This window comes from Pseudomonas sp. ACN8 (assembly GCF_002303925.1).
In the GTDB taxonomy this organism is placed as follows: domain Bacteria; phylum Pseudomonadota; class Gammaproteobacteria; order Pseudomonadales; family Pseudomonadaceae; genus Aquipseudomonas.
On record NZ_MRCS01000019.1, the window covers coordinates 1 to 22,028 of the forward strand.

The following is a 22,028-nucleotide window of genomic DNA, read 5'->3' on the forward strand; positions in this document are numbered from 1 at the left end:
GGTGTATCTGACACATTGATGTCGACTGACACACCATCGCGAGCAGGCTCGCTCCTACAGTTGATCGCGGTGTCAGGGCTGCAGGCGATAGATTGCATTGGCCAGCGCAATGTCTTCCAGGCCCAGGCCGATCGAGCGGAAGAATACGTGTCGGTCATAGTCCGGACGCTGTACTTTTTCACTGATCAGGTCGGGCAGGTCGCCGACAATCGTGCTCTTGTCCCAGCCGTGCCGTTCGGCGGCGATCAGCATTTCACCGGCCGAGCCCGGGGTGGTCAGGCGATAGTCGCAGAACACCTGCATGTCGTTGAGGCTCTGCGGCGGCACTTCGTGGGCGCGCGGCGCGTTGGTGCTGATGGAGGTGATCAGTGCCGGTTTGCGTAAGTGAGACGGGTCGATCACCGGGCCGGGGGACGAGGTGCAGAGCATGATCACGTCGGCGTCCTCAACGGCGGCTTCGCGACTGTCGAGGATGTTCAGGCGTGGCTCGATGTTTTTCAGCAGACCGGCGGTGTCAGGATCGTCGCTCAGGTTCGGCGCGTACAGGTTGATGCTCTGCCAGTCACGCAGGCCTTTCACGTAGTGCAGGTGCGCCTGGGCCACTTTGCCACTGCCGATGATGGCCAGGCGATTGGCTGTGAGCGGCGCGAGGGCGTCGACCGCTACGGCGGTGGTCGCGGCGGTGCGTGCGGTGGTCAGTTCACCGGCGTCGCACAGCAACAGCGGCTGACCGGTCTGCGTCGACATCAGCAGAGTCCACGCGGTCACCAATGGTCCCTGATCACGGACGATGTACGGCGAAGTCTTGATTCCGTACACGCCGTCTTCGGCCAGCACACCCAAGTAGTTGATGAAGTCGCCGGCACCCTGTGGGAACTCCACCAGTTGCTGCGCCGGTTGCACTGCTTGCCCGGTCGCCAGGTCACGGAACATTTTGCGCAGGATCTGCGGTACGTCGACCTGCGCCAGCAACTCGCGAGCCTGATTCTGGTTGATCACTTGGGGCGTACTGGACATGGTCGGCTCCGGAATTGAAAGTAAACTAATTTGTCCATTATGGACTTTTAGTTATCGCTAGCAATATCCAAAGCAAAAAAAAGCGCAGTCCGTTTCCGGCTGCGCTTGTCTTTTCAGCGTCGCTTAATGAGGACGCTTGCGTTCAACGGCCCGCAACAGATGCGTCGGTGGCGTTTCACAGCTGATCTTGCGCCCCAGCTTTTCCTCGATGGACGGTAGCTGGTAGGAGTCGTCTTCACCGGCAAAGCTGATGGACACACCGTCGGCACCGGCGCGGCCAGTGCGACCGATGCGGTGCACGTAGTCGTCCGGCACTTCCGGCAGGGTGAAGTTGATCACGTGGCTGATGCCGTCGATGTGGATGCCGCGACCGGCCACGTCGGTGGCGACCAGTACGCGGATCTTGCCTTCGCGGAAGCCTTCGAGGGTCTTGATGCGCTTGTGCTGCGGCACGTCGCCGGACAGTTGCGCGGCGTTGATACCGTCACGCACCAGGCGTTCTTCGATGCGCCGCACTTCATCCTTGCGGTTGGCGAACACGATGACCCGCTCCCAACCATTGTCGTTGACCAGGTTGTAGAGCAGTTTGTACTTGTCGGCAGCGGCCACCGCGTAGATGTGCTGCTCGACGTTTTCGTTGGCCACGTTCTGTGACTCGATCTCGACGATCGACGGGTCGGTGGTCCATTGCTTGGCCAGGTTCATCACGTCTTCGGTAAAGGTCGCGGAGAACAGCAGCGTCTGACGCTCGGACTTCGGCGGCGTCTGGCGAATGATCTGGCGCACTTGCGGGATGAAGCCCATGTCGAGCATGCGGTCGGCTTCGTCCAGCACCATCACTTCGACCATGTCCAGATGCACGTCGCCGCGCTGGTTGAAGTCCAGCAGGCGGCCCGGCGTGGCGACGAGGATGTCACAGTGGCGGGCTTCGAGGTGCTTGAGCTGCTTGTCGAAGTCCATGCCACCGACGAACGTCATGACGTTGAGGCCGGTGTACTTGGTCAGGTCGGCGGCGTCCTTGGCGATCTGCACCACCAGTTCACGGGTCGGCGCGATGATCAGTGCCCGTGGCTCACCCATGTAGCGCTCTTTCGGCGGCGGGGTTTGCAGCAACTGGGTGATGATCGAGACCAGGAACGCGGCGGTCTTGCCGGTACCGGTCTGGGCGCGGCCGATGGCGTCTTTGCCCGCGAGGGTGAAGCCCAGCACCTGGGCCTGGATCGGTGTGCAATACGGGAAGCCCAGATCCTGGATGGCGTGCATCAGTTCCGGGGCGAGTTTGAAATCGTGGAAGCGGGTCTTGCCTTCCTGGGGCTCGACGACGAAGTCTTCGAGTTTCCATGGGATGACCGGGGCCTTGGGCTTGGGTTCGCGGCGCGGTCTGGCGGGTTTCGGCGTTTCGCCGAGCGGCTGCTCCGTGGCTGTTGTCGCCGCCGGCTGGTCAGCTATTGCGGTCATCGGCTCATGCTTGGGTGCCGCCGTGGCGGTGGCTCGTTCAGACTGAATACCGTCGGTGCGGTGGCCGGGAGCGTGAGACGCAGGGCTGGGAACTGGCGCGAGTTGCTCAGTCTCGCTTTTACCGAACATTTTCTTGAGTGCTTTGAGCACGGTCATCTCATCAATTGATTAAGGAATGTACGCCGGCCAGTGTAATGCAAGAATCGGGCGCGGCGTAGTGGGATGGATCAAAGGGCGCTTTTAAACAGAAATGCTTAACGCAAGCGCTCGGCGAGCCAGACGCCGATGTCGCGAATTTCTTCGGGTAACACTTCGTGACCCATTGGGTACTCCTGCCATGTCACGGTGACACCACGTAGCTTCAAATGCTCGTAGGCGCTGCGCCCCATCGAGTTTTGCACCACATCGTCGTACTGGCCGTGCATCGACAGCACCGGAATCCGCTGCTGGCTGGCGGACAGTTGCAGTTCGTCGCTGAAGGTCGGTGCATAAGTAGAAAGGGCAACGACGCCACCCAACGGGCCCTGCCATTTCAGAAACGCGGTGTGGAAAACCACGGCGCCGCCCTGGGAAAAACCTGCCAGGAAAATCCGCGAGGCGTCTATTCCGCTGGCTCGCTGCACTTCGATCAATTCAATGACGCGATTCGCCGACTCTTCCAGTTGCTCGCGGTTGATCGCGCGCGCCGGGCTCATGGCCAGGATGTCGTACCAGCTCGGCATCTCGTAGCCGCCGTTGATAGTGACAGGACGATGAGGTGCCTGGGGGAGAACGAAGCGGGTACTCAGCAAGGTTTCCTGCAGCGCTTCGGCCACCGGAAGGAAGTCGTAGCGATCGGCGCCCAGGCCGTGCAGCCATATAACGCAGGCGTCTGCGGTCTTCACGGGCTGAAGAATCAAGGGCTCGGTCATATCTGCTCCAATGTTGTGCGTGCGCGCACATATAAGTGCGTGATCAAAGTGCGCGTCAGGTTGATCCGTTAAGAAAGTGTCGCAAGCGTACAAGTTTTGCTATTGACCTGCAGCCGAACAGCTTCGGCGAGCGGTGTGGTACGGGCTTTGCTATGGAGAAACGGTGCAACACATCTCGCGCCCGGCGGTAACACTATCAGTGTACTGCCGACTGTGGGATAGCAATGAATCCGGTGATGGATGTTCGCCAAGGGCCGCTACGGGGCTTCGCGAACGTGAAAGGGCTACAGCCCCGTTCGGCCGACTGGTGAGAGCGAGTTTTCCATGACGTGGATTTTCTCCTACTAGACTCATAGCTAATGTCTTACGTCGGTTGACCCCAAAAAAAGCCAACACGGGTCGACTACGCCTCAAAAGGGTGCGACAGGACTCACGCTCCGACACAACAAGAGCAAAACTGGAGGTTTGAATGAAGATGTTGAAATCCACCCTGGCGATCGTGACTGCAGCCGCGGTACTCGGTGTCAGCGGGTTTGCCCAGGCGGGCGCAACCCTGGATGCAGTGATGAAGAAAGGTTTCGTGCAGTGTGGCGTCAGCGATGGCTTGCCAGGCTTCTCGGTTCCGGATTCCACCGGCAAGATCGTAGGTATCGATGCTGACTACTGCCGTGCAGTAGCGGCGGCTGTCTTCGGCGACGCGACCAAGGTCAAGTTCAGCCAGTTGAACGCCAAGGAGCGCTTCACCGCGCTGCAATCCGGCGAAATCGACATCCTGTCGCGCAACACCACCATGACCAGCTCCCGTGACGCGGGCATGGGCCTGAAATTCCCGGGCTTCATTACCTACTACGACGGCATCGGCTTCCTGGTAAACAACAAGCTGGGCGTCAAGAGCGCCAAGGAACTGGACGGTGCAACCATCTGCATCCAGGCCGGTACCACCACCGAACTGAACGTTTCCGACTACTTCCGCGGCAACGGCCTGAAATACACCCCGATCACCTTCGACACCTCCGACGAAAGCGCCAAGTCGCTGGAATCCGGTCGTTGCGACGTACTGACCTCCGACAAATCCCAGCTGTTCGCCCAGCGCAGCAAGCTGGCTTCGCCGAAGGACTACGTGGTTCTGCCGGAAACCATTTCCAAGGAGCCTCTGGGCCCGGTCGTGCGTAATGGCGACGACGAGTGGCTGGCCATCGTGCGCTGGACTGGCTACGCCATGCTCAACGCTGAAGAAGCCGGCATCACTTCGAAGAACGTCGAAGCCGAAGCCAAGGGCACCAAGAACCCTGACGTTGCCCGTCTGCTGGGTACCGACGGTGAATACGGCAAAGACCTGAAAGTGAAGAAAGACTGGGTCGTGCAGATCGTCAAGCAAGTGGGTAACTACGGCGAAGTGTTCGAGAAAAACCTCGGCAAGAGCACTCCGCTGGAAATCGACCGCGGGCTGAACGCTCTGTGGAACGCTGGCGGCATTCAATACGCACCACCAGTGCGCTGATGGTTCTATCACCCGGTGGGCCAACCACCGGGTGATGTTCTGTTCCATTATTTCCGGGGCACTTCATGCAAAATTCAATCGGCGCACCAAAGCAGAGGCTCAGCCTCAGCGATCCACGCGTGCGTGCTTGGGTATTCCAGATCATCACGATTATCGCGGTGGTCTCGCTGGGCTGGTATCTGTTCGATAACACCCAGACCAACCTGCAACACCGGGGCATTACTTCCGGTTTCGACTTTCTGGAGCGCAGTGCCGGTTTCGGCATCGCTCAACACCTGATCGACTACACCGAAGCGGACACATACGCCCGGGTGTTTGTCATCGGCCTGCTCAACACCCTGTTGGTGACCTTCATCGGCGTGATCCTGGCGACGATCCTGGGTTTCATCGTCGGTGTGGCGCGGCTGTCGAAGAACTGGATCATCGCCAAAGTGGCGACGGTGTATGTGGAAGTCTTCCGCAACATTCCGCCGCTGCTGCAGATCCTGTTCTGGTACTTCGCGGTGTTCCTGACCATGCCGGGGCCGCGCAACAGTCATAACTTCGGCGACACCTTCTTTGTCAGCAGCCGTGGCCTGAACATGCCGGCGGCGTTGATGGCGGATGGTTTCTGGCCGTTTGTGATCAGCGTTGTAGTCGCCATCGTCGCCATTGTGCTGATGAGCCGCTGGGCGACCAAGCGCTTTGAAGCCACCGGTGTGCCATTCCACAAGTTCTGGGTCGGCCTGGCGATGTTCCTGGTCATCCCTGCGCTGTGTGCGCTGGTTTTCGGCGCACCGGTGCACTGGGAAATGCCGAAGCTGCAAGGCTTCAACTTCGTCGGTGGCTGGGTGTTGATCCCGGAACTGCTGGCGCTGACCCTGGCCCTCACCGTGTACACCGCGGCGTTCATCGCCGAGATCGTGCGTTCGGGCATCAAGTCGGTCAGCCATGGCCAGACCGAGGCGGCGCATTCCCTCGGCCTGCGCAACGGTCCGACCCTGCGCAAGGTGATCATCCCGCAAGCCCTGCGCGTGATCATTCCACCGCTGACCAGCCAATACCTGAACCTGGCGAAGAACTCCTCGCTGGCGGCCGGTATCGGTTATCCGGAGATGGTCTCGCTGTTTGCCGGGACCGTGCTCAACCAGACCGGCCAGGCGATCGAGGTGATTGCCATCACCATGAGCGTGTACCTGGCGATCAGTATCAGCATTTCCCTGCTGATGAACTGGTACAACAAGCGCATTGCGCTGATCGAGCGGTAAGGAAAAGCGCATGAGTACTCATACTTTCAAACCTGACATGCCGCCACCGAACCGCAGCATCGGTGCGGTGGCGTGGATGCGCGCGAACATGTTCTCCAGCTGGCTCAACACCCTGCTGACCCTGTTCGCGTTCTACCTCATCTACCTGGTGGTACCGCCGATCCTGCAGTGGGCGATCCTTGACGCCAACTGGGTCGGCACCAGCCAGGCCGACTGTACCAAGGAGGGCGCCTGCTGGGTGTTCATCCAGCAGCGCTTCGGCCAGTTCATGTACGGCTATTATCCGCCGGTACTGCGCTGGCGCGTGGACCTGACGGTGTGGCTGGCGATTGTCGGCGTGGCGCCGTTGTTCATCTCGCGCTTTCACCACAAGGCGGTGTACGGGCTGAGCTTCCTGGTGCTGTACCCGATCATTGCCTGGTGCCTGCTGCATGGCGGCGTATTGGGGCTGGACGCCGTGGCGACCAGCCAGTGGGGCGGCCTGATGCTGACCCTGGTGATCGCTACCGTCGGTATCGCCGGCGCGTTGCCACTGGGCATCGTCCTGGCGCTGGGCCGTCGTTCGAACATGCCGGCGATTCGCGTGGTCTGCGTGACCTTCATCGAATTCTGGCGCGGCGTGCCGTTGATCACGGTGCTGTTCATGTCCTCGGTGATGCTGCCGTTGTTCCTGCCTGAAGGCATGAACTTCGACAAGCTGCTGCGGGCGCTGATCGGCGTGATCCTGTTCCAGTCGGCCTACGTGGCCGAAGTGGTGCGCGGCGGTCTGCAAGCGATTCCAAAAGGTCAGTACGAAGCAGCGGCGGCGATGGGCCTGGGTTACTGGCGCAGCATGGGCCTGGTGATTCTGCCGCAAGCCCTGAAGCTGGTGATTCCCGGCATCGTCAACACCTTCATCGCGCTGTTCAAGGACACGAGCCTGGTGATCATCATCGGCCTGTTCGACCTGCTCAACAGCGTCAAGCAAGCCGCCGCCGACCCGAAATGGCTGGGCATGGCCACCGAAGGCTACGTGTTCGCCGCCCTGGTGTTCTGGATTTTCTGTTTTGGTATGTCGCGCTATTCCATGCATCTGGAACGCAAGCTCGACACTGGCCACAAGCGCTAAGTCGCTACCTAATTTAGGAAGTTTTGTGATGAGCGAAGCAATCAAACAGCCTGTGAGCCCTGAAGGCATTATTCAGATGCAGGGCGTGAACAAGTGGTACGGTCAATTTCACGTACTCAAGGACATCAACCTCAACGTCAAGCAGGGCGAGCGTATCGTGCTGTGCGGGCCGTCGGGTTCCGGCAAGTCCACCACCATCCGCTGCCTCAACCGTCTGGAAGAACACCAGCAGGGCCGCATCGTGGTCGATGGCGTGGAGCTGACCAACGACCTCAAGCAGATCGAAGCGATCCGTCGTGAAGTCGGCATGGTGTTTCAGCACTTCAACCTGTTCCCGCACCTGACCATCCTGCAGAACTGCACCCTGGCGCCGATGTGGGTACGCAAGATGCCCAAGCGCAAGGCCGAGGAAATTGCCATGCACTATCTGGAGCGCGTACGCATTCCGGAGCAGGCGCACAAGTACCCGGGGCAACTGTCCGGCGGTCAACAACAGCGTGTGGCGATCGCCCGTGCGCTGTGCATGAAGCCGAAAATCATGCTGTTCGACGAACCGACTTCGGCACTTGACCCGGAGATGGTGAAAGAGGTACTGGACACCATGATCGGCCTGGCCGAGGACGGCATGACCATGCTCTGCGTGACCCACGAAATGGGCTTCGCCCGCACCGTGGCCAACCGCGTGATCTTCATGGACAAGGGTGAAATCGTCGAACAGGCTGCGCCGAACGACTTCTTCGACAACCCGCAGAATGATCGCACCAAGCTGTTCCTGAGCCAGATCCTGCATTGATCGACCCCAGGCACTGAAATAAACCCGGACTGAGTTCCGGGTTTATTTTTGCCCGCAGAAATCATGCCCCTGTAGGAGCGAGCTTGCTCGCGATGGACTTGAGAGCGCCGCGGGGTAACTGAAAACCAGCATTATCGTTCACGTCCATCGCGAGCAGGCTCGCTCCTACAGGGATCGCCTTGCTCTCTCGGGTGAAGCTGACTAACATGTCAGGTAATTCATCCTATGATTGGATGAGAGGGCGAATTCCATGTCAGAAATTTCTCCATTGGTGAAGCGATCCCTGGTCGATCAGGCTCTGGATCAGTTGCGTCTGCGCATCAATCAGGGCAACTGGACCGTGGGCCAGCGTTTGCCCACCGAGCCTGAGTTGTCCGCCGAGCTGGGCATCAGCCGCAACACCGTGCGCGAAGCCATGCGGGTGTTGGCGTTTTCCGGGTTGATCGAGATCCGGCAGGGCGACGGCAGTTACCTGCGGGCGGTGGTCGATCCGCTCGATACCTTGAAGGCGCTGTCCCGTTGTTCCCTTGAGCAGGCCCGGGAAACCCGGCACATCCTCGAAGTCGAGGCCATCGGCCTGGCAGCCATGCGCCGTACCGATGAAGACCTGGTGGCATTGCGCGAGGCCCTGGGCGTCAGCGGCAGCCACTATCACGGAGACCTCGACACCTACATCGCCTGCGACCTGGTGTTTCACCGCCGTCTGGTGGACGCCGCGCACAACCCGGCCCTCAGCGAGCTGTATCGCTATTTCTCCAGCATCATCGGCGCGCAATTGCGCCAGACCCTGAGCATCGTCCCGCGCCGTCAGGAAGTGTTCGACCTGCACATCGAGTTGCTCGATGCCGTCGAGCAACGCGACCCGGAACGGGCCAAGGCCCTGTCGAGGCAGTTGATCAATGAACCTTGAAACCGAGAAGTCCATACACCGCAGTGAGTTATCCACAGCCTCCAAACGTTCGGCCGAGCTGGAGGAGCTGCTGATCGATGCCGAGGCCGATGACGAACAGGTCCAGCAAACCCACCCGGTTCTGCGCCGGCCCTGGCTGTTGCTGCTGGGCCTGATTCTGGTGGCGCTGAACCTGCGCCCGGCGTTGTCGAGCATGGCGCCGATGCTCAGCGAGGTCTCGAAGTCCCTTGGTTTGTCGGCGTCCGCGGCGGGATTGCTGACCACGTTGCCGGTGCTTTGCCTGGGCTTGTTTGCGCCGTTGGCACCCGTGCTGGCGCGGCGATTTGGTGCGGAGCGGGTGGTGCTGGGCATTCTTCTGACCCTGGCGGGCGGGATCATCCTGCGCAGTTCGTTCGGTGAGATCGGCCTGTTTGCCGGCAGTGTGCTGGCCGGTGCCAGCATCGGCGTGATCGGCGTGTTGCTACCGGGCATCGTCAAGCGCGATTTCCCGAAACAGGCCGGGACCATGACCGGTGTCTACACCATGGCCCTGTGCCTGGGCGCGGCGATGGCGGCGGGTGCGACCGTGCCGTTGAGCGAACACTTTGACAAGAATTGGGCGATGGGCCTCGGCTTCTGGGTGATTCCGGCATTGGCGGCCGCGCTGTTCTGGTTGCCGCAAGTCGGCCAGAAACACGGCGCGCACAACGTGGCCTACCGGGTTCGGGGATTGCTACGCGATCCACTGGCCTGGCAAGTGACCTTGTACATGGGCCTGCAATCGTCCCTGGCCTACATCGTATTCGGCTGGTTGCCGTCGATCCTGATCGGGCGCGGTCTGACCCCGACCCAGGCCGGGCTGGTGCTGTCGGGCTCGGTGATCGTGCAACTGGTCAGCTCCCTCGCCGCGCCATGGCTGGCGACACGCGGCAAGGATCAGCGCCTGGCGATTGTGATCGTGATGGCCTTGACCCTCGGCGGTTTGTTCGGCTGCCTGTATGCGCCAATCGATGGCTTGTGGGGCTGGGCGATTGTGCTGGGGTTGGGGCAGGGCGCCACGTTCAGCCTGGCCTTGACCCTGATCGTGCTGCGCTCGCGGGACTCCCACGTTGCGGCAAATCTGTCGAGCATGGCCCAGGGCTTCGGTTATACCTTGGCGTCCATGGGGCCGTTCGCGGTCGGTATCGTGCATGACTGGACCGGTGGCTGGGCAGCCGTGGGCTGGATTTTCGGTGTCATTGGCCTCGGTGCGATCATCGCCGGCCTCGGAGCCGGGCGAGCGCTGTATGTGCAGGTGGTCAGCGAGAGAACTTAAAAGCGGTCAAGCGCTACAAATACAGGACTTCCAGTGTCGCTGAACCATCAAGGATCACTTTGTCGGTGAGATCCAGGGTCGAAGTGGGGGCAATGACCGCCTCTACCGTTACCTTCGTGGTGAAGTTCTGGATCGGCACCGGGCCTGAGAGGCTGCCAGCATTATGGGTAAATCCCAGAATACTTCTCTGAGCCATCGGTATCGGGTTCGAACTGGCGCGGCTCCAGGCCGCGCCGTCGGTGGTGGAATCGGTTCGGTACAGGCGGGCGAAATCGTCGGCGCTGGCATCGGTGGGGTCGACGTTCAGTGAATACAGGCCGATTTTATTGCTGCTGTTGTCCAGACCGAGGCCGTAGTAAATCTCGCTGTTGACGGTGGCCGAGCCTGCGCGGTTGTCGTGCATGAGCAGGGCAAAGGGGGTCGGTGCATCGCAGCCAACCTGTAGTGTCAAGCCCTTGGGTGGCAGGCGAGTGCTGTTGTCGCGATCAATATCGTTTTTCGACATCCGACCGAAATCCACCCGACCGCCATTGGACAGTTTCACGTGACAGGCGGCGGGCGCAAAACGTGCACGCAGGGTTATCTCCGCGGAGCGCCCCGCGGCGACCGGCTCGAACAACCCGGAGGTTTCCCAGACAGCGGCGTCACGCAGCTGCGACACCTGCGCCTGTGTCCAGGCTGTCAGTTGAAGTTGGGCTGACAGGTTTTGCCCTTGCACGGCGGCGCCACTGCGCACTGGAACGATGGCCTGCCCAGGTCGCCAAGGCAGGCCTGAGGCTGTGGACTGCGGTGCTTGGCCGGCAGTGGAAATCAAACCCAGGTCCACCGATTGTCCATCTAGCACCGCATCACTGATGTGCACGGTATAGCTGCCGTGGTCGGCGAGCCGAAAGCGCTCTGCTGTCGCAGCGATGGCGCGATAGAACACACTCATGTCGGCGGGTTGCGGGCAGTTCAGGTTCAAGCTCACGCGACGCTCACCCAAGGTTTGCTCCTGGAGTTCGGGAGTGCGAATCGCCCTTTGCATCGAACCGTAATCAAGTACCGACTGGCTCAGGCTCAGCCGGCATTCATCGGCGAACGCCCGGGCATTGGGCGTGAGCCCGCCCAGCGTCAGGGTGGCGAAGGTCAGCATCAAAGGTGCGGACAGTTTCATGCAGTCATCCTTATGGCGTGCGGCATTGGGCGAGGGCGGTTTCGAAGTACGCCTGGGAGTCGGCCTTGGCCGGCAGCTCGAAGTGCAACTCACACCGGCCCAGGCCAGGTGCGGTTATCCACAGGGTGGGAGTCGCCAGGACATTGGGCAGAAATACCAGCCCGCCTTCCTGTACAAGCGTGACGAACTCGCCATCGCCAGTGTTCACCGTCGCGCCACGGGGCAGCGATGCGCCGTTGTCCTGGGTGACTTTGAGCAAGGCGCGGCGAGTCTGGATGACCCCGAACTCGACCTTGTCGACGGCGCCGCGCCCGGCGGATATCACCGCCAGACCGTTGTTGATATCGAGATTGCGCGGCAGCGAGCGGGTTTCGACTTCCACCGGGTTGCGGCCATAGGCCGTCACGTGTGGAACCACGGCTCGACCTTGCCAATCGGTCCACACCGGGCCGCTGGGGGTGGAGACTTTGATGGCGGCGGCATCGCCTACCGACAGCAACGCGAAGGTATCGCGCACGGGATAAGGCGACAGCGTCAGGCCATCGCCATGCAACACCGCCCCACCGCGTGCTCCCACCTGGTAACTGGGGCGCTCGGCATCAGTGCGGGTGTAGCTTACGTCCAGTTGGCTGTAGCGTGGCAGGATAGAAACACCGGCGGAAGACTGCACTTGTCTGTCGCGACTGTCATGCTCAACGCCGACCCGGTAACTCAAGTGATCGTTGAGTTGTTCGTTCAAACCCACACCGCTGCGATGTTCGCCGGCAGAGCTGCGAACCCAGGTTCGCCCCCGACGGTTTTCACCCAAAGGAATGCTGAGGTTCAGATAGGCACTGTCATCGATGTTCCGGGCGCCGCTGACTTGCCATTGCACCGTGGCAGAGACCGATACCCCGCCGATGAGGGTGCCCCAGGATGCCATGGCGCGGCTGCTGCTTTGTCCGTCGAAGGACGTTGAGCGGCTGAGGCTGGCGCTGAGTGCACCAGTCCCGGGAGGCGACCACGACAGCCCCAGGTTTTGTTGATCGCGATAACGGGACCGGTTGCGCGGCGACTCGGTTTCGAGCATCGCTTGCGACAGTTCGCGATAACCGAAGGTTCGATGGGACATCCCGGCATTCATCGACCATTGCTCACCCAAGCGATGCGAAAGGTTCAAATCGGCCTGAATGCCTTTTTCGGGGTGACCGGAACTGACTTCGGAGGTTTGCAGACTTGTCTGCAGCTGCGTATCGGTCCAGGGCAGCAAGCCCACGCCTGCGGCCATTGCACGATAATCGGCGGCACCCGTGGCGCCCGTGCTGAGCATGACGTGCGGATTCAATGCCCCGCTCCAGCTCCCGCTGATCAGCCAGGGATCGTTGGTCTGTGAATCGCCGAGGTGACGTAGCTGGCCGGCAGTCAGCGAAAAGCCAGACGCCGGGAGGTCCATCCCGAGCAGAGACGCCGGGACGGTAAAGCGCTGCTCGCTGCCAGTGGTTTCCTTGACCACGACTTCGACATCGGAACGGCTGTCGAGACGCTGAACGTTGCTCAGGGAGAAGGGGCCGGCGGGCACCACGGTCGAGTGGATCAGCGACCCGTTCTGCCGAATTTCGATCCGGGCCTGGTCCTGGGCAATGCCTTCGATGGGCCTGCCTTGGCTTTCGGTCTGCAGCGCCTGCTCGGTCATCAGCTGCACGCCGGTAATCTGCGCAGTGGCCAGTACCGGGTTATAGAGGTTGATCTGACCGGCCTGAAGCACTGCTTGATGACCGGTGAAGGTTCGTTGGGCGTACGCCGCCAGGTGGCTGGTGCGGGACACATCATTGTGCCAGGTCTGCACCTGGCGGCTGCGGACGATCCAGTCGCCGGCATTGAAACCGACTTCGGTATTGGCCGTCAGGTAGCGATTCGATTGGTCACCGTATTGGCTGTAAAGGCTGTTGACGTCATAGTTGAGCAACCCGGCGACGCCACCGGTTTGATAACCCGAGAAGTCCCGAACCTTCGCACGCATGGCGTCCGTGGGCACGATCAATGACAGACCGAGATTGGCGGGGTCCTGTTCGATCAGTGTTTGCGGCCAAGTGCCGAGAACGTCAAAACAACGAGGGTCGTTGGTGGGAGCGGTGGGCTCGCTCAGGTTTGCCGCATCAAGCAAGGCATGGTCAAAGCACAAGTCGCCCTCATTGTTGAACGTAACGTCTACGCGTCCCTGGCGCTGACCATTAACTGTGAGTGTGATCGGATGGCGGCCGGCGGTGAATCGCGGGGCGTTCAGCAGCTGGGTCGCCAGCGCCGGATCGATACCGCGCTGGAGCAGCGTCTTCTGGTCGAACGAGGTCAGCAACGAAGCACTGCCGGGATCTTCGGCGCGGGCATCGAGCACCATCAGCGTGTTGGTCATCAGCAACACCACGCCGGTGCGCAGAGGCGGCAGTCGAGGACGAGTGTCGGCACGCCTGAAAGCAGGCATGGCTTCGCCACCACGGTATTTCAATACAGTGTTCATGGGGTTCATTTGGGTTGACCTGTGCGCTGGCCTGAACCACTACGGCATCAGGTTCGCGTTGGAACATCAGCGCCCGCTTTTCCCGGTTGGGGCTATCGGTGTTCCGGTTCTAAGGGGGGATCGGGGCGTCGTAGGGCGGCACTGCAAAGCCGTAGACGGTCGCCGGTTGAAAGCGTACCTGGGTGGCGGTTCTTGCTGGCACGGACACGCTGATCCGGTCACCGGGCAACAGGTAGGTTCGCGGTAGCATTGCGCGGTCCCCGGAAGGCAGCATCTGTAGTTCCTGAGCCAGGCGTACGACGTAAGGTGTCTGGTTGCTCACGGTCAGTTGGCCATCTTGCAGTGACCATCGCAGGTCGGTCCACGGTGTGCGGTTAGGCGCCAGGCCGGCCGGGTGAAGGATGACGGGCAGGTTCTGGCGCACCGTTACACCCACTCGGGCATGCCCGGCCTCGGCAACGGGCTTGCCTTGGGGGATGCCTTCAAAGATCACGCGTTTCAACCGCTGAGTGAGCAGGGGCTTTTCCGATTGCAGGATGAAGCGGATCAACTGGGTCCTGGACGGTTCAACCCGTGCCAGCGGTGGCGTCACGAACACCAGGGGCTCGGTGTCTTCTGGAATGTTTTCAAGGGTGACGTGCAGCAACGCCAGGCTGTCATCGGTATTGGTCACGGATACGGATGCCTCACCGTTGGCCTCGTTGACGATCACCACGGAGGTGTCGGGAACCATGCCGTCGGCTTGAGCCAGCTGGGGCGGGAACCATGCAAGTGCACCGACACCGAGGGGGATCAAATGGCGTGCGAATTTTAAAAACATCGTCATGACGTGCCTTATTGATGGTCACGAAAAAAGATCGCTGACATGGGCCGTACTCGGGAATCACCGATAGCGCGAAAGGCAGAAGCGAGGACTTTGGCGGGAGCCCTTCAGAGCACGGGCAACGGCTGGAGTCAGCCGTTGCCCGAAGACGCTATCGAATTACAGGTAGGTGATTTGCAGGGTTGCCGAACCGTCGATTTTCTGTTCGTCGGTCAGCGTAAGGCCGCTGGTTGGAGCTATGGCGGTCAAGAGCAAAATGTCCACAATGACATCCTGAACATCGTGGGGCGCCGTGACGCCCGCGTTACTGCTGCCGAATGAAAGCAGGTTGTCAGGTTTCAGTGCGGAGTCATCAGGTTCAAACCAGGTTTGGCCGTTGTCCTGAGACTGAATCGCCAACGAAGGAACATTTGCGACCGGATTCACGTAGTGCAAAAAATAACGTCCGAGCTTTTCGTTGCCGTTGATCAGGCCTAACCCGAAGGCACCGGCAGTAGACGAGGTGCCGGCTCTGTTGTCGACGGGAACAATTGCAAACTTCACAGGTGCGTCGCAGCTCACGGTCAGTTGGACGGTTCTGTCTTGAAACTGGGTGTGGGTGTCCGGATTCAGGTCCTTTGAAGAGATTTTTCCATAATCCACAACACCACCACCGGACAGGCTCGGTGTACAGGCAGCCGGTGTAATCACGCCCGTGACAGTCAAGTCGGTGCTGGAGCTGCCGTAAGCGAACGAAGTCACGCTAAAGAGTAATGCAGTGCCTAGGGTCGTCAGTGTCTTGTTCATGTATTCACTCGTTCTTGAATAAAGGTTGTATGAGGTGGCGGTGGGTCCGGCACAACGCCGGTGCAGACAGGCTGCTCGATAGGCACAACTTAGCGAGAAGGGTGTTTGGGAGGAATGCAACAAATACGAAAAGGGGCAATTGTCTGTATGAAAGAGTGTTGCGAGAAAAAAGTATTCTTTCGGAAGACGCTCAGGAGTTAGTCCAGCTCTGTAGCCTTTCGCGCGAAACGATGTAGGTTATTTCTGTTGTTTGACAGGTAAAAAGCCCTGGCCCTTGAATACATTGAGGAGAGTAAAAACGAGGGTTTTTCAGGGTGTTGTGGAGGGTGGAGAACAACGCTATTTTCCGACTCTTCCAGCCACAAATAGGAGGTTTCCCACAGTGCGAGTCGTAATTGCTGATGACCATTGCGTCGTTCGCATCGGTCTGCGGATGCTCATCAGTGCCAGCCGGCAATGTGAAATTGTGGGAGAGGCTGATGGTACGGACAGCCTGATGAACCTGCTCGCAGAAACGCCCTGTGATTTGCTGATTACCGATTTTGCCATGCCAGGCGGGCAGCATGCCGATGGTCTGAAAATGCTGAGTACGATTCAACGACGCTACCCGAAACTGCCGATCATTTTGGTGACGATGTTCAGCAGTGCGACGACGGCGAGGGCGGCATTGGCTCAAAGGGTGTCCGGAATCGTCACCAAAGACGACTCGGCAAACGAACTGCTCCTGGCAATCAGCGCTGTGAGTAACGGACGACGCTACCTCAGTGAGCGCTTGCGCACGATGTTGGCAAATACGAGCAACCCGTTGCGCGAGTCGCGGTTGTCGGCCAAAGAGCATGAAGTGGTCCGGATGCTGGCCAGCGGCATGACCGTCAGCGAAATCGCCAGCCACTTCAAACGTAGCGTCTCAACGATCAGCAAGCAAAAAAACATGGCCATGCTCAGGCTGGGCCTCTCTACGGATGTCGATCTTTTCTCCTATGCCCGTGACAACGGAATGTCGCTCTAGGCCTGTGGTAGATAGGCAGTCCCGATATTTGCGTGGCGAATGCCAATAGTGTTCAGCGCATTTACGGATTATCGTGCAGGCATTCTCGATTTTACGGAGCTTGTGCATGAGTGACGCCAACAGCGCATTGATTACCCGGTTCTATCAAGCGTTTCAGCGGCTGGATGCCGAGGCCATGAACGCCTGTTATACCGATGACGTGGTATTCAGTGATCCGGCGTTCGGTGAACTGCGTGGCCGGGATGCCGGCGACATGTGGCGGATGCTCGCCACCCGTGCCAAGGATTTCTCCCTGACATTCGACAACGTCCGCGCCGATGATCGTACCGGTAGCGCCCATTGGGTCGCGACCTATCTGTTCAGTCAGACCGGCAATACCGTGGTCAATGACATCCAGGCACGCTTTGTCTTTCGCGATGGCAAGATCTGCGAGCATCACGACAGTTTCGACCTGTGGGCATGGTCGCGCCAGGCCCTGGGTTTCAAAGGCCTGCTGCTGGGCTGGACGCCACTTGTTCGCAACGCTGTTCGCTCACAGGCCTTGAAGGGGCTGAAGGCATTCCAGGCCAGTCGCTGATAAGATCGCGGCTTGTTTCCCTTCAAGCCCTGATCGTTACGTGACCACCCTAAGCGAAAGCCCTGTCGACGCCGACACCCCCACGAGCAAAACCTGGTTCGTCTACCTCGTTCGCGCGGCCAACGGTTCGCTCTATTGTGGGATCAGCGATGATCCCGTGCGTCGCTTCGCCAAGCATCAAAGCGGCAAGGGCGCGCGATTCTTTCTTTCCAGTCCTGCCATGGCCCTGGTCTACACCGAGCGCTGTCGCGACAAAAGCGATGCGTTGCGTCAGGAGCGGCTGATCAAAAAACTCAAGAAGAGCGCCAAGGAATGCCTGGTGGCGAGCGCAGCGAGCGCAGCCCCTGGCCTATCACTCTGACTGATCAGTTCCCATCAGGCAGATCTGTAGGCTGCCAGGTGATTGCGCGCTAAGCTGCTGGCTCCTGATCCTTGCGGCGGAGCCGAGCATGTCCGAGTTGATTCTGCATCATTACCCGACGTCCCCTTTTGCCGAGAAGGCCCGCCTGCTGCTGGGTTTCAAGGGTTTGTCCTGGCGTTCGGTGAAGATTTCGCCAGTAATGCCCAAACCGGATCTCACGGCGTTGACCGGTGGCTACCGCAAGACACCGGTGTTGCAGGTCGGTGCCGATATCTATTGCGACACGGCATTGATTGCCCGGCGACTGGAGCAGGAGAAAGCCTTGCCGGCGTTCTTCCCGGAAGGTCAGGAAATGATCACCGCATCGTTTGCCGCCTGGGCTGATTCGGTGGTGTTCCAGCATGCGGTGAGCCTGGTGTTCCAGCCGGAGTCGATCGCGGTGCGCTTTGGCAATTTGTCGCCGGAAGCGATCAAGGCGTTTCTGGCCGACCGCGCCGGTTTGTTCAGTGGTGGTAGCGCGACAAAATTGTCTACCGAACAGGCGAAGCATCAGTGGCCAACGATCATGTCGCGCCTGGAGTTGCAACTGCAGCGCGAAGAGGGGGATTTCCTGTTCGGTGAGCCGTCGATTGCCGACTTCGCCCTGGCTCATTGCCTCTGGTTCCTCAAGGCCACGCCGGTGACGGCTCCGCTGGTCGAAGCTTATCCGGCAGTCAATGCATGGCATGCGCGGGTATTGGGCTTCGGTCATGGTGCATCCAGCGAGATGAGTTCCGAGGAGGCTCTGGCAGTGGCGCGTACGTCCACGCCAGCGGCCTTGCCGGATGAGCAGTTTGTCGATCCCAATGGATTCAAGGCGGGGCAGCAGGTAGTGATCGCCGCCACGGACTACGGCGTGGATCCGGTGGCGGGGGAGTTGCTGTTTGCCGGCCGCGAGGAGCTGATTGTACGGCGAGAGGACGAGCGTGGCGGGGTGGTGCATGTGCACTTCCCGCGGTTTGGTTTCCGGATCGAAGCCAGCTGACAAAAACCTTGTGGGAGCGAGCTTGCTCGCGATGGCGGACTGACATTCAACAAAATTGTTGGCTGTGTTGGCCTCATCGCGAGCTCGCTCCTACAGAGTTACTTCAACGCCGCCAGAATCGCATCCGGGTCATACCCGCGAATCAGCGTCCCGTTCACATCGATGATCGGAATGCCGCCACCGCCCAGCGCCTGATAGTCCCCGCGCGCGACGGCATCCTTCTCGATATCGAACTCCTTGTATGGAATGCCTTTCTGATCGAGGAAGCGCCGGGTCAGCTTGCAGTAACCACACCACTCGGTGGCGTAGAGCACGACGTTGGCCTTGGCCTGGGTCTGCTCCGGCAGCACTTGCGATGGGTTGAACACCCGCTCGATCTTGCCCCAGTTCTGATAGGCCACGACCACCAGCAGGATCAGCAGGAATTTCTTCAGTACGCCGCCGAGCATCAGTTGCGACGCTTCAGCTGATCGGTGAGCGAAGTGGGCAGGCCCTTTATGATCAACGTGCCGGCTTCTTCGTCGTACTCGATCTTCGAGCCCAGCAAGTGGGCTTCGAAACTGATCGACAGGCCTTCGGCGCGGCCAGTGAATCGGCGGAACTGGTTCAGGGTGCGTTTATCGGCCGGGATTTCCGGCGAGAGGCCGTAATCCTTGTTGCGGATGTGATCGTAGAAGGCCTTCGGGCGCTCTTCGTCGATCAGCCCCGACAACTCTTCCAGGCCCATTGGCTCACCGAGTTTGGCCTGGCTGCTGGCGTAATCCACCAGGGTCTTGGTCTTCTCGCGGGCGTCGTCTTCCGGCAGATCTTCGCTTTCAACGAAATCACTGAAGGCCTTGAGCAACGTGCGGGTTTCACCCGGACCGTCGACGCCTTCCTGGCAACCAATGAAGTCGCGGAAATACTCCGAAACCTTTTTGCCGTTCTTGCCTTTGATGAACGAAATGTATTGCTTGGATTGTTTGTTGTTCTGCCACTCGGAAACGTTGATCCGCGCGGCCAGGTGCAACTGACCAAGGTCGAGGTGGCGGGACGGGGTTACGTCCAGTTCGTCGGTCACGGCCACGCCTTCGCTGTGGTGCAGCAGGGCGATGGCCAAATAGTCGGTCATGCCTTGTTGATAGTGCGCGAACAGCACATGGCCGCCGACCGACAGGTTCGATTCTTCCATCAGCTTTTGCAGATGCTCGACCGCCACACGGCTGAATGCAGTGAAATCCTGGCCGCCCTCGAGGTACTCCTTCAGCCAGCCGCTGAACGGAAACGCGCCGGATTCCGGATGGAACAGGCCCCAGGCTTTACCCTGTTTGGCGTTATAGCTTTCGTTGAGGTCGGCGAGCATGTTCTCGATGGCCGCGGACTCCGCCAGTTCAGAGTCACGGGCGTGGAGAACTGCGGGTGTGCCGTCGGGTTTTTTGTCGATCAGGTGGACGATGCAATGACGGATCGGCATGGGCTTCTCGGCTGAATGAAGAGAGGAGGGCGTGCTCCCCCGAAAAAGCGCCCAGTGTACCGCAACCACTGGTTTTGGCGCGGTGCGAAGGGCAATTGACGGGCGACCGACGGCGCTTATGCGTTTTTTTCCTGTTTTAGCGCAATAAAGCTGACCAAATGGGTAGCTAGAGGCGGATATTTCCACGTCTGTGTGCTAGCTTTGCCCGGTCTTGCGCGAAGTCACTGCGTTAAGCGTGCAGTCAGCATTTGTCAGGTCGAACCAAACCCTGATTTCGGTATCTATAACCCCGATCCCGAGGTTATTTGGCCGAGGGTGCCAGATCCAGAAGATCGGGCTCGATGGCTGACATTGCACTCTGCAATCCATATGAATTTGATAGGGAAGGAACACTAAATGGCTCTTACTAAAGACCAACTGATCGCCGACATCGCTGAAGCTATCGACGCGCCGAAAACCACCGCGCGTAACGCTCTGGACCAACTGGGCCAAATCGTTGCCGATCAGCTGGAAAACGGCGGCGAAATCACTCTGCCAGGTATCGGCAAACTGAAAGTGACTGAGCGTCCTGCCCGTACTGGCCGTAACCCTTCGACTGGCGCTGCCATCGAAATCGCTGCCAAGAAAGTGATCAAGCTGGTTGTGGCCAAAGGCCTGACCGACGCTGTTAACAAGTAAGACTTGTTAAGAAAAAACCGTGCACCGGAGCGATCCGGGCACGGTTTTTTTGTGTCTGCGATTTATCGTAAACAACCTGCAACCATTGTGGGAGCGAGCCTGCTCGCGAATACGGTGTGTCAGTATCATCGAATTCGACTGACACAGCGCTTTCGCGAGCAGGCTCGCTCCCACAATTGATTTAACTCAGTTTTTGAGCGCCCAACGCTCACGCCAGGCCTGTTGCTGCGCTTTGGTCTGGAAGGTCCAGGCGACGAAGCGGCTCTGCTTTTGGCCCTGGCCCATTTCCACCACCTGAATGTCCAGTGCGCCAGCCTTGCTCAAGGCCGTCTGGATCGCTGGCAGGTTCGACGCCTTCGACACCAGCGTACTGAACCACAGCACCTGTTGTGCCACGTGCGCGCTCTCGCTGATCAGTTGCGTGACGAAACGCACCTCCCCGCCCTCACACCACAATTCCGCCGCTTGCCCGCCAAAGTTCAACACCGGCAGCTTGCGTTTCGGATCGGCTTTGCCCAAGGCGCGCCATTTGCGCGTACTACCCCGCGTAGCCTCGTCCAGCGAGGCGTGGAATGGCGGGTTGCACATGGTCAGGTCAAAGCGCTCAGTGCTCTCCAGCAAGCCTGTGAGGATCTGCTTGGGGTTGCTCTGCTGGCGTACCTGGATCGCTTTGTTCAGGCCATTGGACTGAATGATGGCCTTCGCCGCGGCGATGGCGGTCGCATCGATATCGGAACCGAGGAACTGCCAGCGATAGTCGCTGTAACCGATCAGCGGATACACGCAGTTGGCGCCCATTCCGATGTCCAGCACCTTCACGCAGGCGCCACGGGGAATCACACCGTCATTGCTGCTGGCCAGCAGATCGGCGAGGAAGTGCACGTAATCGGCACGGCCTGGCACCGGTGGGCACAGGTAGTCGGCCGGAATGTCCCAGTGAGCGATGCCATAGAATGACTTGAGCAGCGCCCGATTGAACACCCGCACGGCTTCCGGGCTGGCGAAGTCGATGCTTTCCTTGCCGTACGGATTGATGATCACGAACGTCTTCAGTTCCGGGGCGCTTTTGATCAGCGTCGGAAAGTCGTAGCGACCCTGATGGCGATTGCGCGGGTGCAGGCTGGCCTTTTCCTTCGGGGCGACGGCCGTGGCCGGAGTCTTCGGGGCTGGCTTTTTGCGCGCAGGCTTGGGGGAGCGGGGGGCGGTCATGGCGGTGGTCGATTCGGGTATGGCTGAAAGTGGCGGGCATTGTCCCACATCTGTGGGGCAACACCGATCAAATGTGGGGGCGAGCCTGCTCGCGAATGCGGTGGGTCAGTCGCCATCATCGGTGATTGATACACCGCCATCGCGAGCAGGCTCGCTCCCACAGGGGATCTGCATTGGATGCAGGAAAGTGAAAGGCATAAAAAAGGGAGACCATTGTTG

At 59.7% G+C, this 22,028-nt stretch carries 21 protein-coding genes; 11 read left to right on the top strand and 10 right to left on the bottom strand.

The annotated features are described in order from the left end of the window. Positions 1-72: 72 nt before the first annotated feature. From BSF44_RS12625 to BSF44_RS12635, 3 genes are all read right to left on the bottom strand, one after another. Positions 73-1,017 carry an ornithine cyclodeaminase family protein gene (locus tag BSF44_RS12625; protein ID WP_095943792.1) on the bottom strand — a complete coding sequence of 315 codons (945 nt, stop codon included), beginning with the start codon at positions 1,015-1,017 and terminating at the stop codon, positions 73-75. Positions 1,018-1,140: 123 nt separating this feature from the next. Beyond that, the gene (gene rhlB, locus BSF44_RS12630; protein ID WP_095943793.1) at positions 1,141-2,631 is read right to left on the bottom strand and encodes an ATP-dependent RNA helicase RhlB; all 1,491 of its coding nucleotides are present in this window, start codon (positions 2,629-2,631) and stop codon (positions 1,141-1,143) included. Between the two features lie 98 nt (positions 2,632-2,729). After that, entirely contained in the window at positions 2,730-3,386 is a 657-nt protein-coding gene (locus BSF44_RS12635; RefSeq protein WP_095943794.1) for an alpha/beta hydrolase, read from the bottom strand. A gap of 469 nt (positions 3,387-3,855) precedes the next feature. Here BSF44_RS12635 and BSF44_RS12640 point away from each other — a divergent pair, with 469 nt between their 5' ends. From BSF44_RS12640 to BSF44_RS12665, 6 genes are all read left to right on the top strand, one after another. Then, the gene (locus tag BSF44_RS12640; RefSeq protein ID WP_007972676.1) at positions 3,856-4,887 is read left to right on the top strand and encodes an amino acid ABC transporter substrate-binding protein; all 1,032 of its coding nucleotides are present in this window, start codon (positions 3,856-3,858) and stop codon (positions 4,885-4,887) included. A gap of 65 nt (positions 4,888-4,952) precedes the next feature. Continuing rightward, on the top strand, positions 4,953-6,134 hold the full coding sequence (locus BSF44_RS12645; RefSeq protein ID WP_095943795.1) for an amino acid ABC transporter permease: 1,182 nt from the start codon (positions 4,953-4,955) through the stop codon (positions 6,132-6,134). A gap of 10 nt (positions 6,135-6,144) precedes the next feature. Beyond that, the gene (locus tag BSF44_RS12650) at positions 6,145-7,242 is read left to right on the top strand and encodes an amino acid ABC transporter permease (protein ID WP_095943796.1); all 1,098 of its coding nucleotides are present in this window, start codon (positions 6,145-6,147) and stop codon (positions 7,240-7,242) included. 28 nt (positions 7,243-7,270) lie between these two features. After that, positions 7,271-8,035 carry an amino acid ABC transporter ATP-binding protein gene (locus BSF44_RS12655; protein ID WP_003178331.1) on the top strand — a complete coding sequence of 255 codons (765 nt, stop codon included), beginning with the start codon at positions 7,271-7,273 and terminating at the stop codon, positions 8,033-8,035. A gap of 250 nt (positions 8,036-8,285) precedes the next feature. Continuing rightward, positions 8,286-8,945 carry a FadR/GntR family transcriptional regulator gene (locus BSF44_RS12660; RefSeq protein ID WP_095943797.1) on the top strand — a complete coding sequence of 220 codons (660 nt, stop codon included), beginning with the start codon at positions 8,286-8,288 and terminating at the stop codon, positions 8,943-8,945. Next, positions 8,935-10,239: a CynX/NimT family MFS transporter gene (locus BSF44_RS12665; RefSeq protein WP_095943798.1), complete on the top strand. Its 1,305-nt coding sequence runs from the start codon at positions 8,935-8,937 to the stop codon at positions 10,237-10,239. Before BSF44_RS12660 ends, BSF44_RS12665 begins: the two co-directional genes overlap by 11 nt. 13 nt (positions 10,240-10,252) lie before the next feature. Here the strand turns inward: BSF44_RS12665 and BSF44_RS12670 are convergent, their stop codons facing one another. The 4 genes from BSF44_RS12670 to BSF44_RS12685 all read right to left on the bottom strand — a co-directional run bounded on the left by BSF44_RS12670 (position 10,253) and on the right by BSF44_RS12685 (position 15,498). Then, positions 10,253-11,395 (bottom strand): DUF1120 domain-containing protein, encoded by a 1,143-nt coding sequence (locus BSF44_RS12670; protein WP_095943799.1) that lies wholly within the window; start codon positions 11,393-11,395, stop codon positions 10,253-10,255. Positions 11,396-11,405: 10 nt separating this feature from the next. Further along, positions 11,406-13,889: a fimbria/pilus outer membrane usher protein gene (locus BSF44_RS12675; protein ID WP_095943800.1), complete on the bottom strand. Its 2,484-nt coding sequence runs from the start codon at positions 13,887-13,889 to the stop codon at positions 11,406-11,408. Positions 13,890-13,998: 109 nt separating this feature from the next. Continuing rightward, complete coding sequence (locus tag BSF44_RS12680; protein WP_095943801.1) at positions 13,999-14,715, bottom strand: fimbria/pilus chaperone family protein; 717 nt, start codon at positions 14,713-14,715, stop codon at positions 13,999-14,001. 156 nt (positions 14,716-14,871) lie between these two features. Next, on the bottom strand, positions 14,872-15,498 hold the full coding sequence (locus BSF44_RS12685; RefSeq protein ID WP_095943802.1) for a DUF1120 domain-containing protein: 627 nt from the start codon (positions 15,496-15,498) through the stop codon (positions 14,872-14,874). A 382-nt stretch (positions 15,499-15,880) separates the two neighbouring features. On the opposite strand from BSF44_RS12685, the gene BSF44_RS12690 reads away from it, so the two are divergent. The 4 genes from BSF44_RS12690 to BSF44_RS12705 all read left to right on the top strand — a co-directional run bounded on the left by BSF44_RS12690 (position 15,881) and on the right by BSF44_RS12705 (position 18,469). Then, the gene (locus tag BSF44_RS12690; RefSeq protein ID WP_095943803.1) at positions 15,881-16,507 is read left to right on the top strand and encodes a response regulator transcription factor; all 627 of its coding nucleotides are present in this window, start codon (positions 15,881-15,883) and stop codon (positions 16,505-16,507) included. Between the two features lie 106 nt (positions 16,508-16,613). Further along, a complete protein-coding gene (locus BSF44_RS12695) occupies positions 16,614-17,084 on the top strand; it encodes a nuclear transport factor 2 family protein (protein ID WP_095943804.1) in 471 nt (156 codons plus the stop codon). A 40-nt stretch (positions 17,085-17,124) separates the two neighbouring features. After that, the gene (locus BSF44_RS12700) at positions 17,125-17,445 is read left to right on the top strand and encodes a GIY-YIG nuclease family protein (protein ID WP_095943805.1); all 321 of its coding nucleotides are present in this window, start codon (positions 17,125-17,127) and stop codon (positions 17,443-17,445) included. 88 nt (positions 17,446-17,533) lie between these two features. Then, positions 17,534-18,469: a glutathione S-transferase family protein gene (locus BSF44_RS12705; protein ID WP_095943806.1), complete on the top strand. Its 936-nt coding sequence runs from the start codon at positions 17,534-17,536 to the stop codon at positions 18,467-18,469. Positions 18,470-18,567: 98 nt separating this feature from the next. Here the strand turns inward: BSF44_RS12705 and BSF44_RS12710 are convergent, their stop codons facing one another. Both BSF44_RS12710 and yejK read right to left on the bottom strand, forming a co-directional pair. Then, positions 18,568-18,918 carry a glutaredoxin family protein gene (locus BSF44_RS12710; RefSeq protein WP_095943807.1) on the bottom strand — a complete coding sequence of 117 codons (351 nt, stop codon included), beginning with the start codon at positions 18,916-18,918 and terminating at the stop codon, positions 18,568-18,570. Then, the gene (yejK, locus tag BSF44_RS12715) at positions 18,918-19,922 is read right to left on the bottom strand and encodes a nucleoid-associated protein YejK (protein ID WP_008018580.1); all 1,005 of its coding nucleotides are present in this window, start codon (positions 19,920-19,922) and stop codon (positions 18,918-18,920) included. Before yejK ends, BSF44_RS12710 begins: the two co-directional genes overlap by 1 nt. Positions 19,923-20,318: 396 nt before the next feature. Between yejK and BSF44_RS12720 the strand changes: the two genes are divergently transcribed. After that, positions 20,319-20,600 (top strand): HU family DNA-binding protein, encoded by a 282-nt coding sequence (locus tag BSF44_RS12720; RefSeq protein ID WP_007905514.1) that lies wholly within the window; start codon positions 20,319-20,321, stop codon positions 20,598-20,600. A gap of 186 nt (positions 20,601-20,786) precedes the next feature. Here the strand turns inward: BSF44_RS12720 and rlmF are convergent, their stop codons facing one another. Next, positions 20,787-21,809, bottom strand: a complete 1,023-nt coding sequence (rlmF, locus tag BSF44_RS12725) for a 23S rRNA (adenine(1618)-N(6))-methyltransferase RlmF (protein ID WP_095943808.1) — start codon at positions 21,807-21,809, stop codon at positions 20,787-20,789. Positions 21,810-22,028 lie beyond the last annotated feature (219 nt).

Excerpts from the sequence above, each read along its gene's own strand:
- BSF44_RS12640 (WP_007972676.1), top strand. The coding sequence starts at position 3,856 with ATGAAGATGTTGAAATCCACCCTGGCGATCGTGACTGCAGCCGCGGTA.
- BSF44_RS12720 (WP_007905514.1), top strand. The coding sequence starts at position 20,319 with ATGGCTCTTACTAAAGACCAACTGATCGCCGACATCGCTGAAGCTATC.
- BSF44_RS12710 (WP_095943807.1), bottom strand. The coding sequence starts at position 18,918 with ATGCTCGGCGGCGTACTGAAGAAATTCCTGCTGATCCTGCTGGTGGTC.
- BSF44_RS12650 (WP_095943796.1), top strand. The coding sequence starts at position 6,145 with ATGAGTACTCATACTTTCAAACCTGACATGCCGCCACCGAACCGCAGC.
- BSF44_RS12670 (WP_095943799.1), bottom strand. The coding sequence starts at position 11,395 with ATGAAACTGTCCGCACCTTTGATGCTGACCTTCGCCACCCTGACGCTG.
- BSF44_RS12635 (WP_095943794.1), bottom strand. The coding sequence starts at position 3,386 with ATGACCGAGCCCTTGATTCTTCAGCCCGTGAAGACCGCAGACGCCTGC.
- BSF44_RS12705 (WP_095943806.1), top strand. The coding sequence starts at position 17,534 with ATGTCCGAGTTGATTCTGCATCATTACCCGACGTCCCCTTTTGCCGAG.
- BSF44_RS12695 (WP_095943804.1), top strand. The coding sequence starts at position 16,614 with ATGAGTGACGCCAACAGCGCATTGATTACCCGGTTCTATCAAGCGTTT.
- BSF44_RS12665 (WP_095943798.1), top strand. The coding sequence starts at position 8,935 with ATGAACCTTGAAACCGAGAAGTCCATACACCGCAGTGAGTTATCCACA.
- BSF44_RS12675 (WP_095943800.1), bottom strand. The coding sequence starts at position 13,889 with ATGAACACTGTATTGAAATACCGTGGTGGCGAAGCCATGCCTGCTTTC.
- BSF44_RS12645 (WP_095943795.1), top strand. The coding sequence starts at position 4,953 with ATGCAAAATTCAATCGGCGCACCAAAGCAGAGGCTCAGCCTCAGCGAT.
- BSF44_RS12685 (WP_095943802.1), bottom strand. The coding sequence starts at position 15,498 with ATGAACAAGACACTGACGACCCTAGGCACTGCATTACTCTTTAGCGTG.
- BSF44_RS12660 (WP_095943797.1), top strand. The coding sequence starts at position 8,286 with ATGTCAGAAATTTCTCCATTGGTGAAGCGATCCCTGGTCGATCAGGCT.
- BSF44_RS12625 (WP_095943792.1), bottom strand. The coding sequence starts at position 1,017 with ATGTCCAGTACGCCCCAAGTGATCAACCAGAATCAGGCTCGCGAGTTG.
- BSF44_RS12680 (WP_095943801.1), bottom strand. The coding sequence starts at position 14,715 with ATGACGATGTTTTTAAAATTCGCACGCCATTTGATCCCCCTCGGTGTC.
- rlmF (WP_095943808.1), bottom strand. The coding sequence starts at position 21,809 with ATGACCGCCCCCCGCTCCCCCAAGCCTGCGCGCAAAAAGCCAGCCCCG.
- rhlB (WP_095943793.1), bottom strand. The coding sequence starts at position 2,631 with ATGACCGTGCTCAAAGCACTCAAGAAAATGTTCGGTAAAAGCGAGACT.
- BSF44_RS12655 (WP_003178331.1), top strand. The coding sequence starts at position 7,271 with ATGAGCGAAGCAATCAAACAGCCTGTGAGCCCTGAAGGCATTATTCAG.
- yejK (WP_008018580.1), bottom strand. The coding sequence starts at position 19,922 with ATGCCGATCCGTCATTGCATCGTCCACCTGATCGACAAAAAACCCGAC.